This is a genomic window from Heliobacterium mobile (assembly GCF_009720735.1).
Classification (GTDB): domain Bacteria; phylum Bacillota; class Desulfitobacteriia; order Heliobacteriales; family Heliobacteriaceae; genus Heliobacterium; species Heliobacterium mobile.
Genome location: NZ_WNKU01000007.1, coordinates 14999 through 30389, shown reverse-complemented (window position 1 = coordinate 30389; position 15391 = coordinate 14999). Strand labels below are relative to the sequence as shown.

General features: G+C 47.9%; 12 protein-coding genes. 6 read left to right on the top strand and 6 right to left on the bottom strand.

The genetic code is table 11. From position 1 onward, the window contains the following. Nucleotides 1-3 precede the first annotated feature (3 nt). Entirely contained in the window at nt 4-1236 is a 1233-nt protein-coding gene (locus GJ688_RS07760) for a DUF445 domain-containing protein (protein ID WP_170291781.1), read from the bottom strand. 206 nt (nt 1237-1442) lie between these two features. Between GJ688_RS07760 and GJ688_RS07755 the strand changes: the two genes are divergently transcribed. The 3 genes from GJ688_RS07755 (at nt 1443) to GJ688_RS07745 (ending at nt 4517) form a co-directional block, all read left to right on the top strand. Continuing rightward, nucleotides 1443-2162: an FCD domain-containing protein gene (locus GJ688_RS07755; RefSeq protein ID WP_155475985.1), complete on the top strand. Its 720-nt coding sequence runs from the start codon at nt 1443-1445 to the stop codon at nt 2160-2162. 182 nt (nt 2163-2344) lie between these two features. After that, the gene (locus GJ688_RS07750; RefSeq protein ID WP_170291780.1) at nt 2345-3631 is read left to right on the top strand and encodes an FAD-dependent oxidoreductase; all 1287 of its coding nucleotides are present in this window, start codon (nt 2345-2347) and stop codon (nt 3629-3631) included. Between the two features lie 142 nt (nt 3632-3773). Then, nucleotides 3774-4517 (top strand): ferritin-like domain-containing protein, encoded by a 744-nt coding sequence (locus GJ688_RS07745; protein ID WP_235910849.1) that lies wholly within the window; start codon nt 3774-3776, stop codon nt 4515-4517. A 93-nt stretch (nt 4518-4610) separates the two neighbouring features. Here GJ688_RS07745 and hcp read toward each other — a convergent pair whose 3' ends face one another. Next, a complete protein-coding gene (gene hcp, locus GJ688_RS07740) occupies nt 4611-5891 on the bottom strand; it encodes a hydroxylamine reductase (RefSeq protein ID WP_155475983.1) in 1281 nt (426 codons plus the stop codon). A gap of 199 nt (nt 5892-6090) precedes the next feature. Between hcp and GJ688_RS07735 the strand changes: the two genes are divergently transcribed. Continuing rightward, nucleotides 6091-7569 carry a long-chain-fatty-acid--CoA ligase gene (locus GJ688_RS07735; protein ID WP_235910848.1) on the top strand — a complete coding sequence of 493 codons (1479 nt, stop codon included), beginning with the start codon at nt 6091-6093 and terminating at the stop codon, nt 7567-7569. A gap of 142 nt (nt 7570-7711) precedes the next feature. Here the strand turns inward: GJ688_RS07735 and GJ688_RS07730 are convergent, their stop codons facing one another. The 3 genes from GJ688_RS07730 to GJ688_RS07720 all read right to left on the bottom strand — a co-directional run bounded on the left by GJ688_RS07730 (nt 7712) and on the right by GJ688_RS07720 (nt 12906). Beyond that, nucleotides 7712-11419: a chemotaxis protein CheB gene (locus GJ688_RS07730; RefSeq protein WP_155475981.1), complete on the bottom strand. Its 3708-nt coding sequence runs from the start codon at nt 11417-11419 to the stop codon at nt 7712-7714. A 192-nt stretch (nt 11420-11611) separates the two neighbouring features. After that, the gene (locus tag GJ688_RS07725) at nt 11612-12652 is read right to left on the bottom strand and encodes an HD-GYP domain-containing protein (RefSeq protein WP_155475980.1); all 1041 of its coding nucleotides are present in this window, start codon (nt 12650-12652) and stop codon (nt 11612-11614) included. 95 nt (nt 12653-12747) lie between these two features. Next, nucleotides 12748-12906, bottom strand: a complete 159-nt coding sequence (locus tag GJ688_RS07720; RefSeq protein WP_155475979.1) for a hypothetical protein — start codon at nt 12904-12906, stop codon at nt 12748-12750. A 206-nt stretch (nt 12907-13112) separates the two neighbouring features. On the opposite strand from GJ688_RS07720, the gene GJ688_RS07715 reads away from it, so the two are divergent. Together GJ688_RS07715 and GJ688_RS07710 are read left to right on the top strand one after the other, a co-directional pair. Then, entirely contained in the window at nt 13113-13889 is a 777-nt protein-coding gene (locus GJ688_RS07715; RefSeq protein ID WP_155475978.1) for a basic amino acid ABC transporter substrate-binding protein, read from the top strand. A gap of 380 nt (nt 13890-14269) precedes the next feature. Next, the gene (locus GJ688_RS07710; RefSeq protein ID WP_155475977.1) at nt 14270-14950 is read left to right on the top strand and encodes a hypothetical protein; all 681 of its coding nucleotides are present in this window, start codon (nt 14270-14272) and stop codon (nt 14948-14950) included. Nucleotides 14951-15024: 74 nt separating this feature from the next. On the opposite strand, the gene GJ688_RS07705 is transcribed toward GJ688_RS07710, so the two are convergent. Beyond that, on the bottom strand, nt 15025-15273 hold the full coding sequence (locus tag GJ688_RS07705; protein WP_155475976.1) for a hypothetical protein: 249 nt from the start codon (nt 15271-15273) through the stop codon (nt 15025-15027). Nucleotides 15274-15391 lie beyond the last annotated feature (118 nt).

The following is a 15391-nucleotide window of genomic DNA, read 5'->3' as shown; positions in this document are numbered from 1 at the left end:
CCCTTATGGCATCCAAAAAGTCAACAGGAATATGAGTAAACCGACGAAACCACCGACGATAGAACCGTTGATCCGGATCATCTGCAGGTCATTGCCTGCTTTCGATTCGATCAGTTCCACCAGTTCGTCATTGGAAATTCGCTGCAAGTTCTCTTCCACCAGTTTCCCAAGCTCTCCATGCTTTTCGTCGATCCAGAGAAAAAGAAATTCTTTGATGATCCGGTCCAGTCCTTGCCGCTGCTCTTTGTCGCCTTTCCATTCAGCGAGCAATTTTAAAAACCGGCTGCGCAGGAGTTTCAACCATTTAGGCTCTTCATCGGCCGCCGAGTTCTTATAGCTCCTAACCCCCTGAATGACCTCTTCCAGCATAGGACGCAAATGCAATCGCTCAATTAGCCTTTTTTTCCATTCTTCCACCTTCTGTTGCCTAACAGGGTCTCTTCGCAGATCTTCCGCCCACTCCTGAATGCGTTGCAGCAACCGCAACCGCAGGGGATGATCGGCGTCATGAATTCCCGCCAAAAAGTTCTCCATATCCTTCTGTAAGCGGACAGCTAACGTTTCCGGTGTCATCCCTAAAATCGATTCATTAAAAAAGCGGCGCCTTTTCATCCCTGACTCATAATTCTGTTTGGCCTCCTTGATTAACCGGATCACTTCCGGCGTCACCGCTGGATGACCGATAAGATCTTTCAATTCATCGACAGCCAAATCGACTAATCTTCCTGCGTGGCCTTTGTCCAGGGCCGACTCGATATGGTCAGCCAGTACCGGTGCCAACGGAACCTCCATGAAGATTATCTTCATGGCATCTTCCATGACCTCGACCGCTTTGGGATGTTCCGACCACTGGGTCACTTTAGTGCTCACAAAGCGGGTTAAGTCGCCTGCTTGCTGAGCGTCAGACAAGTGTCTGAAAAGTAACTCGGTCAGATCAAAGCGGTTTAATTGCTCTTTTAGATTGGCCTTCGTCAACAGTTCCCCTTCGACCATATGGATGAGCGCTTCGAAAATCCGCTCACGGTTGCGGGGGATGATCTCAGTTCGAAAAGGAATCCCTAAAGGTTTTCGGAAAAGGGCCGTTACTGCGAACCAATCGGCTAATCCCCCGATCAAGGCGGCACTACAAGTGCTGGCGATAAGTCCGCCGGCAAAAGATTCATGAAAGGGATAGCTCCCCAAAAAGCCGACAAATGCGACGAACAACAGAAAGGTCGCTTTATGACGGTTGCTCACTTCGAATCGTCCCCCCGTACTTCGGGTCTTCTCTCGTTCAAGCTCTTTCCTATTGATTATAAACATTTTTACAATCCCATTGTAACGCAAAAAGACCTGTAGTAAAAATAAAGCTACCGTCGACATAATTTGGTCATCCATTGTATTCGTCCTAACATTAAAAAACCTGTTATTATAAATGTGAACCAAAAAGGGGGGGAGATGACTTGCTAACCCGTAAAGAAGCGCAGGAAGAGGCTGTTTTATCGGTCATCCATGTCAACGATGAACCGATAGGTTCCGGAAGCATCCGGCAGATGGTGGCCGATCGCGGCTTGGCGATCAGTGAAGCTACCGTCGGTCGCATTCTAAAAGAACTGGATCAGAAGGACTATACGGTAAAAAAAGGCTTTCAAGGCCGTATATTAACGCAAAAAGGCTATGAGCGGCTCTGTGAGTTAAAACATCGCCGGGAACATACAACGATTCGCAAAGAACTGGAAGAGACCTTAAGTCCAGAGAACAAAAAAAATATGCTAGACATGCTGGTGGCTCGCCGGGCTATTGAAGGTGAAATCGCCGCTCTGGCAGCGATACACATCACCTCCCAAGAGATCGAGGCCATGGAACGGGTACTTGCTCACCATGAACTTCATCGTCAGCGCGGACAATACGGTGTAGAACAGGACATCCATTTTCACCAACTCTTAGCTCGCGCTTCCCGGAATCGCGTCTTGGAAAAGGCGATGGATCTGATTCTCCAATCGGGCCGTCGTTCCCCCACCCTAGAATTTATCCGCAAAGAAGTCAACGGCAACATCATCGAAGACCACCTCCGTATTTTTGAAGCGATCAAGGAAAAAAATCCTGACAGAGCCCGTTCCGCCATGATCAGCCATATGGAAAACGTCACCCGCGATGTCACCTTGTACTGGAAAAGCCACTGATCTATTGCTCTCTGTCGTGGTTGACTTCTTTTTCGGAAAAATGCAATTGCGGGAACAGTCACAAAAAGCATTCGATTGCAGCAGGAATTCCTGATTCAAAGGAGAATACTTATCTCATCAGTCGCTCATCACCGATGAGTACCTAGTAGTTACCGAATACACACATTATGGAGGTAACCATCGTGGCTAAAGTCGTCATCATCGGAGGCGGTTGGGCCGGTTGCGGTGCCGCTGTCACTGCGGCCAAAGCAGGTGCAGACGTCCTGGTTCTCGAACGGACAGATATGCTCTTAGGTACCGGACTCGTCGGCGGGATCATGCGCAACAACGGCCGCTTCACTGCCACCGAAGAAGCGATCGCCCTTGGAGCGCCTGAACTCTTTATGGCCGTCGATGAAACGGCAAGACACAAAAACATGGAATTTCCCGGTCATAAACACGCTACCCTCTATGATGTAGCTAAAATCGAGCCAGCCGTCCGGCGTGTCCTTGATAAATTAGCCGTCCACGTACGTTTTCTGTCTCGCGTCAAAGATGTGAAGATGAACGATAGAACCGTTGAAGCCGTCGTCCTTGACTCGGGCGAAGAGATCCGTGGCGATGTCTTCATTGAAGCAACCGGTAGCGCCGGACCCATGGGGAATTGCAGCAAATACGGCAATGGTTGTGCTATGTGCATTCTTCGCTGTCCTACCTTCGGCGGGCGGGTCAGCATCGCCGCCAAGGCTGGTGTGATCGAGATCATGGGTAGAAAAGCTGATGGTACCGTCGGTGCCATGTCTGGCTCCTGCAAGCTGCACAAAGAATCCCTCGCCAAAGAGATCGTCAAAGAGTTGAACCAAAAGGGTGTCTCCGTCATCCCCATTCCAGCCAAACTGCAAAAAAGCGACAGTTTGGGTATGAAAGCCTGCCAACAGTACGCACTCAAGGAATTCGCCGAGAACATCATCCTTTTAGATACGGGTCATGCTAAGCTCATGTCTCCTTACTACCAGCTGGACAAGCTTCGTCAAGTTCCTGGATTTGAAAATGCCCGCTTTGAAGACCCCTACTCCGGCGGCATCGGCAACTCGATGCGCTACCTGGCTCTCCCCCCCCGGAGCAACGCCTTGAAAGTCGATGGTGTAGACAACCTTTTCTGTGCAGGTGAAAAAGCCGGCCTGCTTGTTGGACATACAGAAGCGATCGTCACCGGTTCCTTAGCCGGTCACAACGCCGTCCGCTTCGTAAAAGGCAAGGAACTATTAGAACTGCCGACGAACTTGGCTATCGGCGATGCGATCGCTCATGTGAAAGAGCAGATGCAAACCGAAGCGGGTCTTGGGAAAAAGTACACCTTCTCCGGCTCTGTCTATTTTGAACGAATGAAAAAACTCGGTCTTTACAGTACCGATGTGACAGCCATTCAAAAGAAGATCGAAGATGCCGGTTTACTGAATATCTTCGGAGCGTCAATTCAGTTCGTGTAAGATCTCTTGCATCATTCCATCCACCCTCCTTTTCTTACCCTTTGGGCCGGTCAAAACCGGCCTTTTTGTTTTTCATACAAAAGATATCCTTTCGGGAATACTAGGACCGACCGAAAACACCACCGGAAGGATGGGGATATTCATGCGTTCCGACCTCACTCATAGTCAAACGCCGCGTGATTTAGTCGCAGCAATGACCAACGCGAGAAACTTCCGAGGCGGCTTTAACCTGCAAGCCTCTGGCTTCAATCCGCAAATGCCTGGACACAGCACCAGCCATGACATGATCCTGCGACAAGAACCGCGTACGGTCAAAAAGGTCGGTGCCGGCATCGGCCTGCCTTATGAAGTCCGATTGGAAATGGCATTGATGCTCGATGATCATCAATGCGCCTTGACAGTGGCCCTGCACCAGTACAACAAGCACCACTGGATGACAGAAGGTGCAGAAGCTTTTTTAAGCCTTCACGAATTGCTCAATGAACACCGTGAAAAAACGAACGACCATATCGATATGATCGGTGAGCGAGTGACCCGGTTAGGCGGTGTCCCCACAGCCCATCCCGTGACGCAGCATGAATTGTCTTATATCAAACACGAGGTAGAAGGTCGCTACAGTATACGGGACTTCCTGCGCAACGATCTGGAACACGAACTCAAGATCCAGGAAATGATACGTATGCAAATCCAACGAGCCCATGACCTCAAAGACTTCGGTACGGTAGAAGTGCTTGAAGAGGTGTTGCGAGATCGGGAAGATCTGGCCTATCACCTCTACAGCGTCCTGGAAGACGATACGCTGGTGAGAGGAATGCACCACTTGCTCGATCATCGGCAAGATATCGCCGGCGACCGTCCCTTCCCCCCCGGCTCGAAGCTGCAATAGTCTCATTTCCTGCCGTTGCTTCTCGCCGAATCGAAAAAGAAAACTCACCGGTTTTTTCCTGACCGGTGAGTTTTCTTTTCTACATAGGCTTTATTATCCGAGCATGGCTTTCAGATCGTCGTCCACATTCCCGATGAGTTTCAAACCGAAGGTATTGACGAGGACGTTCACCACATTGCTTGTAAGGAATTCAGGCGGGCGTCCGCCGAGGTACATGTTTTTCACGCCTAGACTAAAGAGTCCTAACAAAATCGCACAAGCTTTTTGTTCAAACCAACTCAAAACAATCGTCAGCGGCAGATCGTTGACACCGCAACCGAAGGCATCGGCCAAAGCCAAGGCGATTTTGACGGCAGAGCCCGAGTTATTGCACTGACCCAGGTCGATATAGCGAGGGATTCCGTCGATATCACCGAAATCAATATCATTGAAACGGAACTTACCGCAAGAAGTAGTGATGATGACACAATCCTTCGGAACTTTCAAAGCCAGTTCGCGGTAGTAGTTTTGTTCTTTGATAGGCGCATCACAACCGGCGATGACAAAGAAGCGACGGATCTTTCCGGCTTTAACCGCTTCGATGATCTGCGGCGCCAGTGCCAGCACATTGACATGATGGAATCCTGTCGTCATCACTTTGTCAGATTCCTGATTAGCTTCCGGCAGCGCTAGTGCTTTTTCGATGATCGCTGTGAAGTCATCATTTTCAATTTTTTGGACCCCTTCGAGACCGGCGGTACCATAAGTCCACATCCGGTCAGAATAGCTGCCGCGAATCGGCATCAAGCAGTTTGTCGTGCCCAAGATGGCGCCAGGGAACTCTTCGAAAAGTTTACGCTGATCATGCCAAGCTTTGCCCACATTCCCCTTCAAATGCTTATACTTTTTCAGTTCAGGGTAGCCGTGGGCCGGCAACATTTCCGAATGGGTATAGACGTTGATTCCCTTTCCTTCCGTCTGCTTGAGCAGTTCCAACAAGGCATGTAGATTGTGCCCAGTGACGAGAATAGACTTGCCTTCGATTTTGTCGGACGACACGGTGACCGGTACAGGAATGCCGAATTTGTCCGTGTGGGCGCGGTCAAGCAGATCCATCACCTTGACCGTCGCTTCACCTACTTTTAAGGCCATGCCCACATGTTCATTCAGATTGAAGTTGGAGTTGGTCAGCGTCATATATAAAGCTTCTTGGGTGATAGCGTCTACTTCTGCATCGGAATATCCCAATTCGCGGGCGTGTACCGCGTAGGCAGCGACCCCTTTTAGCCCGAAGATGATCGTGTCCTGCAAGCTGGCTATATCCTCATTTTTCCCACAGACGCCGATTTTGGTGCATCCACCTTTCAGGGTTTGCGAACATTGATAACAAAACATATTTCCAGGTCCCCTTTCGTTTTTAATAACTAACTTACTTACTTACTTATATAATAACGAATACTCTTTTCAGCTTCTGTGATTTTCATCACACTTTCAAAAAATATGTGAATTTTAACATTGCTCTCCTGTCCCAGCCGGTGCTAAAGTAGACTGCAGATACTCTGCATAGACAAAGATGAAGAGAGGGATTATTCACTTGTTGGTTCATGAGTTGATCCATTGCGGTGCATCTGATAAAATCGCCATTTTCGAAAAAAACGCACAATACACCTACGGCCAGGTCCAACAGATGGTTGACCGTTTTCGCCGGTATTTTTATGCTCAGGGGATCCGTCCCCGGGACAATGTGGGTCTGTTTTGCCGAAATTCTTCTGACTTCCTCTTTTCTTATTTAGCTATCGTCAGTCTGGGTGCCGTCGTTGTTCCCTTAAATATTATGTTCCGCTCTCGAGAGATAGCCTACATCTTGAGCGACGCCCAGGTAAACCATGTAATCTCCGACAAACATCTAGAGTTAGCCAGTGCCGAACTAAATGATTCCGACTTACCAGTACAATTGTATCTTCCCCACATCAAAGAATTATTGACCAAGGACAGTTCCGCGGCCACCCCCTCTGAGTTGCCATCGATCATTGTCCAACCGTCCGATCCCTGTGTCATCCTATACACTTCAGGTACGACCGGTCGACCGAAGGGCGCTGTTCTAAGCCATTCCAATTTAATCAGTAATGCTCGTTCCTACACAGAAACGATCCACGCCTCTGCCGAAGACAACTTCCAGTGCGTGCTTCCCATGTTTCACAGCTTCGCTTGGACCTGCTGTGTCACTACAGCTTTGTTAAACGGCGCCGCCATCACCATCATGGAGTCCTTTCTTCCGAAAGAAGTCCTGACCATGATCAAAGAACAGGGAGTTACCGTCGTAACGGGGGTACCAGCCATGTACGGCATTTATACCACCATCGCCAAACCGGAAGATTTCTCGGGAGTCCGTCTCTTTGTATCCGGAGGAGCTTCCCTGCCTGTTGAGATCATCAACAGCTTCTATGAAAAGACAGGAAAGCCTATCGTTGAAGGCTACGGTCTCTCCGAATCTTCGCCCGTGGTGACCTTTAATCCGGTCGATGCTACCAAACCCAGCTCCATCGGTCTGCCGATTCAGGACGTGGACGTGAAAATCGTCAATAATGAATCGCAAGCAGTCGGTCCGAGAGAAGTAGGTGAACTGATTTGCCAGGGTCCCAATATCATGTCTGGTTACCTCGGACTCCCCGCAGAGACGGCGACAGCCATTCGGGATGGATGGCTCTATACGGGCGATCTAGCTTATACCGATGAAGAGGGCTACATCTACATCGTCGACCGCAAAAAAGACCTTGTCATCGTCGGCGGGCTCAATGTCTATCCCCGGGAAGTCGAAGAGATCCTTTATCAACATCCTGATATTAAGGAAGCCGCCATCATCGGCGTTCCGGACAAGACCCGCGGTGAAGCTGTCCAAGCTTTCGTCGTACCGAAAGAAGGCGCCTCCATAAATAAGAAAGAACTCATGTCATTCCTGAAGGCAAACCTAGCCACTTACAAGTTGCCTCGTGAGATCATCGAACTGGAGGCGCTGCCGCGAAACGCAACAGGAAAGATACTAAAGAAAGAATTACGCAATCTAAAACGCTAGCTGGTGACAACTATCATTTTATAGATAACCAAAAAAGTTTGGCACACTCCGGACTTTCGCAATTAAAAAGGAGGCGGCAACAAAAGATGCCGGCCTCCTTTTTTCATTTTTACAATTTGGCAATCGGCTAAATCCACCGTGATCAGGCCCTACGATTCTTTTCGAGAACCCTCCAAAGGCAAGCATAAAGGTCATTGATCGATATGGGCTTTGCGATCAGTTCTTCCGCATAGGTGCGCCACTCATCAGTCAGGTTTAACTGGAACACATCGCTCGTGACCAAGATCGCCGGCGGGCTGGTATTGGCGATTTTGGCGACTCCTCCTACGATCTCACGAGCTTCCCCGTCGTGGAAGTCGTATTCCATCAAGATCAGATCAGGCGGCAACTGTTGAGCAGCCTCTATCGCCTCAGTCACACCTCGGGCCACGGTGACCTTCCCTCCTAGAAGTCCGATAACCCGGCTCAACAGCATAATCGAAGCGTGATCTTCGTCGACGATCAATACGTTTCCCCCAACCATCCGGTCCTTCAGCATCTCCAGACTGAAGGGACCGGGCGTTTCCTGTACAGAAGGCATTTCCATGTAGCGAACCGGGAAAGACACGGTGACCGTCGTGCCCGAGCCCTCTTTCGATTCAACCACGATTTCCCCCTGTAACGTTTTTACCAACTGCTGGGTAATGGCCATGCCTAGCCCGGAACCAGCGATTTTCGTCACGCCTTTCGCACGATAAAAAGGATCAAAGACATGTTTTACTGTCTCTTCATTCATGCCGATACCATAATCACGAATCTTCATGTGTAAGGAGTCGTTCTCTTTCCAGATGGAAAAAATCACTTCGCCACCGGGCAAGGAATATTTTACGGCGTTGTCCAACAGGTTTAAGAGTATCTGGCATATCTTACCGAAATCACTTTCCACGAGATACTGCGCCGGGATCCCGTTGTCGACACGGTATACCACCTTTGCCCGCCGGGCTTTGTAACTGATGACAGCACCGACCTGATCGGTCAACTGGTCCATGGAGAAGACCTTATTCTCGACGGCCTTTTTCCCCAACTCGATGGAAGACAGTTCGAGAACCTGTGTCATCAAGTTGTTCAGGTTATCGGCAGCTTTCCGGTTCATATCAAAATAGCTGGCGATCTCATCCCGAAATTCAACGGGAACCTGAACAGACTGGGCTGTTGTGTCCGTACCTAACTGGCTGACCCCGAGGATGACATTTAGGGAACTGCGTAGATCATGAGATAATTCGGCGATAAAACGGGTTTTCATATGGTTGGCGCGCTCGGCGTCGGCCTTGGCCAGCGTCAGTTCTTCTGTCAACTGACGTTCCGTCAGTAATGTTTGCTGCAGCCGGCTTTGCAGTTCATATTGTTCCGTAATATCATAGGCCACAATCAGCACGCCCATGACCTGTAGTTCCTCACTGTGTAAGGAAACGAAGTCCACATTGAGTGTTTTGTTGCGCCAGGGGATGACCGTACGGTCGATCGATCTTGTTTCTCCTTGGATGAGTTGTTCTAAGTGGTTCTTCAACTCATTAAAGATAGGCGGAACGGGAAGGCCGAATAGGTTACGGTTGATCGCCTTCGTATCGGGAATGTCAAACAAATCGCTGGCCGCATGGTTCCATTCAAGCACACGACCCTCCAAATCCAAAGCGATCACAGCGACATTCACGCTGGAGAGCACACTGTTTTTCAACGCAGATACAGACTGCAATTCCAACGTGCGCACTTCGAGTTCTTCATTGATCGTCTCCAGTTCCTCGTTGGCCGCCTCCAGTTCTTCGTTGGTCGTCTCCAGCTCTTCATTGGCCGATTCGAGTTCCTCGTTGGTCGTTTCCAACTCCTCGTTGGCCGCCTGCAGCTCTTCATTCGTCGTCTCTAATTCTTCGTTCGTGGCTTGCAGCTCTTCCGCCAAGGAGAGGGCGTCTTCCAGTTCCTTCTCCATGCTATCCATTTCCCGGTCCAGGAAATAACCGATGCTGGGCTGCCGGCGAGCCACCGGGGTAAAGAGCAGCAGCATGATCGGCAACTGTTCCTCGTCCTTGTCCAGCACCACCGTCAACCCGTAGTTCCGGTTTACATCCCGGTAAGGAACGGAAATCTCCTGAAAACCAGGAACCAAATCCGTTCGGAAGCTATCCCGTAACTGTTCCAGGATTTCTTTGTCGAGCAATTGAGCAACAGCTGCTTCTCGATCCAATTTGCCTTTGTCCACTTGGATTCCCGTGCCGGCCAGCATCTCTTCGGCTCGACGGTTATAGAGGACCACTTCCATCTGCTCATTCAGGACAACGACCGGTGTCGGCATATTTTCTAGCGCAATTTCCGCCGCATGACGCAGATTCAACTTACTCCCCACAGGAGCATCGGCCCAACTGTTCCGGCTCTTTACATAAGTCAAACGCCGCCCCGGTACAGGACGAGCCTTGTACAGTTTCCACCGGCGGTCTACCACGTCATAGTACTCAGGCACAACCGATGTCGATTCCGACTTGCCCAAGAACAGATATCCACCAGGATTCAGAGCGTAATGAAACATGGTCAGAACTTTTTTCTGCAACTCTTTCTCAAAGTAGATCAATAAGTTCCGGCAGACGATAATATCGACCTTGGCGATCGGGGCCGAATGGGTGATGTCTTGAACGCCAAAGATGACCCATCCCCGGATATTTTTTTTCACTTTGTAAAAATCGCCGCAGGCGATCATATATTTCTCTTTATACCCTTCCGGCAGGGTTCGAATCCGCGTTTCATTGTAGAGGCCGCGACGGGCTTCCAGAATCGCCGCTTCGTCCATGTCGGTCGCATAAATCTTGACTTCCAACTGTTTGCGCTGCTCTTCCAGGATATCGGCGACCATGAAGGCTACCGAGTAGGCCTCTTCCCCGGTGGAGCAACCGACCGACCACACCCGCAAAGCATCACCATTGCTCATCCGGTTGATCAGCGGCTCCAGGCAATTGACCCGCAAGGAATGATAGGCCGCCTCATCACGGAGAAACTGGGTTACGTTGATGAGCAAATCGTCATGGAGCATTTCCAGCTCTTCCGGCTGATATTTTAGATGTTCGATATAGTCTTTTACAGAGCCCACATGAAGCTGCGCCATCCGTTTGCGCACCCGCCGTTTAAATGTAGAACGGCGGTAATTTAGCACATCCACATTAAGTTTTTCCCGGAGCATTTCAGCGATTTCTTTATGTTCATCAAGGGTCAGTTCCTTACGAACCGACTCAGGATCCTTCATGATCTGGGAGACAATTTTAGGGATTTCATTCAGCGGGAGGACGAAATCAATCGCCCCTGTATTGATGGCATTTTGAGGCATGGCGTTATAGAGATTGTTCGACGAGTCCTGGGCGATGGTAAAACCGCCTTGTTCTTTGATGGCTACAATCCCATTGCTCCCGTCCGATCCGGTGCCGGAGAGGATTAAGCCGATCGCCCGGGTACCATAGGCTTCTGCCGTCGATTCGAAAAGAACATCAATGGAAGGACGGGCAAATTTTACTTTCTCCGATTCAGCATCTAAATGAATCCGGTTCCCATGCAGGACGAGATGATGGTTGGGAGTCGCGACATAAATCGTGCCTCCTTGAATCGTCTCATCATGGACCGCTTCTTTGACTTCCATCTGCGAGGACCGTTTTAATATGGCTGTCAAGTGAGAGGGGTACCGTGGAGACAAGTGTTGGACGACGATAACAACCAGATTCTTGTCTGGTGTCAGTCGATTCAGTACCTCCTGAATCGCTCGCAATCCCCCTGCCGAAGCACCGATCGCCAGTACCCACAATTCCTGTTTTTGCTCTTCCGATGGATAGTCCGCCATAAATCCTCCCCCTCTCCGCCAACCAAACAAAAGGACTCTTAAGTAACCAGAACCGTTATATCATTAAATCTGTTTAATATTTGTATAATCTTAGTTATTTCTTTTATTAACCATCAATTCGCCTCGCAGAGCAGAATTCCTGCTTCATCCCCATTTATATAAAAAAAGAAGACGCTCAGCGTCTTCTTTAGCTTATCCGTCGATCTGCAAGCCGGCATGCTGCTCTTCGGTTAAGTCGATCGTATCCAAAATTTGATTATTTTCAATTAAGCAAACGACGGGCCGCAGCGGATTTCCTGAATTCTGTTTAACGACAAGGGCTTTCTTGCCATTCGTCAGTTGTACCATCGTTCCATTCGGAAATATGGCGACGGTCTCCGTGAAAAACTTGATGATTTCCGGATCGAATTGTTTCGTCGACTGCAACAAAAGATACTCGTATGCCTTATTTCCCGTGATCGGGGAGCGGTAGGGTCGCTTGGACGTTAATGCGTCATATACGTCCGCTACCGAAGTAATCCGTGCAAAAAGATGAATATCTTCGCCTTTAAGGTTTCTTGGGTAACCTGTACCATCGAACTTTTCTTGATGCTGAAAGGCTACATGGGCGGAAAGCAGGTTAGAATTCTTACGCAGTAAATCGAAACCCAGGCTGGGATGCTGCATCATAATTGTGCATTCTTCTTCAGTCAATTTCCCCGGTTTGTTCAATATCTCAAGAGGCACCTTTGTCTTGCCGATATCATGGAGCAACGCGCCCATTCCGAGAATATACAGTTCCTGACGAGAAAGACCTTTCTGCAACCCGATAATGATCGATAGAACGCACACAGAGACGGAATGGGTAAAGGTGTACTCGTCGTAGTCATGCAGTGCATTGACATCGAGCAACGTCCCCCGGTTACGCAAGAGTTCATCAACAATGAGTTCTACCGACTTTTTGGCTATCGACAGGTCAGAATGGGACCGGGACGAACCGAGCACATTCACGAGGCTTCGAGTATTCTTCATGACTTCGACATATATTTTGTCTGAAAGTGCGTTTTCATAACTAACGAGTTCTGAAAAAGGACCTTCGATGTAGATGGAACCAACTTCTAGCAATTCCAACCTTCGAAGGTAGCTCGGGGTCAACGTCACTCCTGGTGCAAGCAGTATATTGCCTCGCCCGTCATAGACTGGTCTGGCTAAGACTGCACCCGGTTCAACTAAACGAGTAGAAATACGTATCATTCCGCCAGATCCTCCTGAGTAGGGGCTAACCTTTTCTATATATTATAGGAGAAAAAATACTGCGTAAACAAGTTCGTTGTGAGAAGAGGTCATATTTAATTATCTTTTCTGTCTTTTCGAATCACCGATTTAAGAACCTGGGAGAAAGGTTTACCCTTTCCCCTACTTCCCGTCGCTTCTCTCTTTTTTTCTTTGTCATCTCGGTTGTCGGGGAATGCGGCAGGGAGAACAGGGATGATTCGTAGGCCCTCCATGGCATTCATCTCCTTTGGGTTACCTTGCCTTCGTTGTATCCCTTACTAATTTTATCGTGAACGATAACACAAACCCTTAATAGCTTTTGGTGAAATATTCTTGTTTTTCACAATTTGAAAATTGTTATTGTGATTTTATGCACCAACTTGTATAATTGCGCCTGTATCTTTACGAATATACAAACCTTAAGACGGAGGAAGAATTGATGAAAAAGTGGAAGCTCCTTGCATGTGTGGCTTTGGTGACGTTCGGACTATTCAGCTTGACCGGTTGCGGAAAAAGCACAACCCCGATCACGACATCGAAGAAAATCGTCGTTGGAACGGAAGCATCTTTCCGACCTTTTGAGTGGCGAAATGAGCAAGGTGACATTATCGGATTCGATATTGAACTCGCTAAGGAGATCGGTGCGCAAATCGGTGCAGACGTTGAGATTCAAAATATCCCCTTCGATGGACTTATCGCCGCCCTGAATAACAAAAACATCGATATGGTTTCCTCAGCCATGACGATTACGGAAAAACGAAAAGAAAGTGTAGACTTTTCCAAACCTTATTTTGAAGCCACACAGGCTATTGTCCTCAAAAAAGGTTCTTCTTTCAAAAGCCTTTCTGACTTAAAAGGTAAAAATGTGGGCATCCAAAACGGTACGACCGGACAAGATGTCGTCGAAACATTGATGGGCAACCGGGATCCCCATATTAAACGCTTTGAAAGTGTTCTCGACGCCCTGAATACATTACGGATCGACGGACTGGACGCTGTGGTCGCCGATAAACCAGTCGTTCAAAACTATCTATTGAGCAACCCTGAATCTCAATTGGTTCTTCTGGACGATACTAGTTTTGTCAAAGAAGAATACGGCTTCGCCTTCCGTAAAGGTGATACAGAACTCCAGACACAAGTGAACGAAGCGCTTGATAAGTTGGAAAAAAACGGCAAGATTAAAGAGTTAGCTACAAAATATTTGGGAGAGAAATAAATTAATTCGAAAAATCTTGAGTGCGTCAGTAGTTCAACTGACGCACCTTTTGTTTAAGATAACAAGTCGCCAATGTTGTAATCAACCATTTTTTGAAATAAACGGAAATTGCATCATCATTATTTCCCACTACACCGAACTATACTGACGGTACTATTATCATTTTGCAAAACACTTTGTGTCTTATTATCTCGAAATTTCACTATCAAAGTCGAAATACCCGTATCACTTATATGTTTCCCTGCATACCTAACAAACAAGGCAAATATAAGATAGGCGATGCATCAAAACTTTCTATAAATTTATAAAAATAATGTTTTGAATAGGCTGCTTTTGATATATAATATACTTAAAAAACTAGGTAAAGGACGGTATTCCACATGCGTCAATCGGAAGAGATGTCCCCTCAAGATAAGGCTTTACAGCAACTAGATGCAGATTATCAACGCTATCGCCAGTCTGTAGAATTTGCATTTAAAATGGCTCAAGAACTAGTAAATCGTGCTCTTGACCCTGTGGTCAGTGAATTAGCTTCCGTACGTAATGTTTTACAAGATCTCCAGACGACGATCCAAGTGGAAAAGCAAGAACAAAGCAATTTGGCTGAGACGCTCGGAGAGGCTGCTACCTCTTTAACCGCTGAAGAAACTGATTCCGAAGCTACCGAGACTATGGAAGCACCTCGTCGTGGACGTCGCAAAAAAGTAGTTGAACCGATTAAAGTCAAACCCAACCGGATTCGTTGGGGAAGCACCGAAGAAGAGATTAAAAACACCATTTTCGAACAACTGCGTCTTTTAGAGGAACATGGTAAGGAAATCACCGTGACGAACATAAAAGAAGATGTCCCCAGTATGATGCGTTTTCTTTATGGAAAAGATGCCCTGTTCCAAGGAATCAATGCACTCATCGAAGAATACGAACAAATTAAAAAAGGCGGCAACGCAGTTCCGGAAGAGATCAAGGAAACTGAACCGGCTTTTCCTGAGGTCGAACCAGAAGTAATTCCGGAAACGGCGGAAACAGAAGAAATGGGCATCGGGGAAGAAACAGCTGAATAACTTTTACGCAAAAAAAACGCTCTCGGAGAACAAGATCGCCGGGAGCGTTTTACTTTACTATTTTGGAGTCTTGTCTATAAATAGATGAATGAGGAAGGTTTCTTTTCTTTCAGTTCCGATAAGAAAAAAACGATCTTTTCTTCTGGCATCTGTTCCAAAGCGTCTTCAATCATCGCTTCCAGATCCATCCCCGTTAAAAGCATCGGCGCCAAGGGATGGTCCGATAAACCAAGAAACCGGCAAAGAAACACTGGGGATGCGGCCAAAATATCCTCGATTCGTTGATGTCTCACTTCTTCTAGCAAGTCCATTTGACCTAACATTGTGCCCCCTCCATTTTCGCTCTTTTCGCTTGCCGTTCAGTTCTAAATATTTCTTTCACATTATCTTTTCCGCAAAGAAGTAGAAAATCCTCCTCGCTAACCCATCTGAAATAAGCTA

What these genes read in the sequence shown, in the direction of transcription:
- GJ688_RS07710 (WP_155475977.1), top strand. Translation starts at nt 14,270, where the DNA reads ATGCGTCAATCGGAAGAGATGTCCCCTCAAGATAAGGCTTTACAGCAA.
- GJ688_RS07725 (WP_155475980.1), bottom strand. Translation starts at nt 12,652, where the DNA reads ATGATACGTATTTCTACTCGTTTAGTTGAACCGGGTGCAGTCTTAGCC.
- hcp (WP_155475983.1), bottom strand. Translation starts at nt 5,891, where the DNA reads ATGTTTTGTTATCAATGTTCGCAAACCCTGAAAGGTGGATGCACCAAA.
- GJ688_RS07745 (WP_235910849.1), top strand. Translation starts at nt 3,774, where the DNA reads ATGCGTTCCGACCTCACTCATAGTCAAACGCCGCGTGATTTAGTCGCA.
- GJ688_RS07705 (WP_155475976.1), bottom strand. Translation starts at nt 15,273, where the DNA reads ATGTTAGGTCAAATGGACTTGCTAGAAGAAGTGAGACATCAACGAATC.
- GJ688_RS07730 (WP_155475981.1), bottom strand. Translation starts at nt 11,419, where the DNA reads ATGGCGGACTATCCATCGGAAGAGCAAAAACAGGAATTGTGGGTACTG.
- GJ688_RS07715 (WP_155475978.1), top strand. Translation starts at nt 13,113, where the DNA reads ATGAAAAAGTGGAAGCTCCTTGCATGTGTGGCTTTGGTGACGTTCGGA.
- GJ688_RS07720 (WP_155475979.1), bottom strand. Translation starts at nt 12,906, where the DNA reads ATGGAGGGCCTACGAATCATCCCTGTTCTCCCTGCCGCATTCCCCGAC.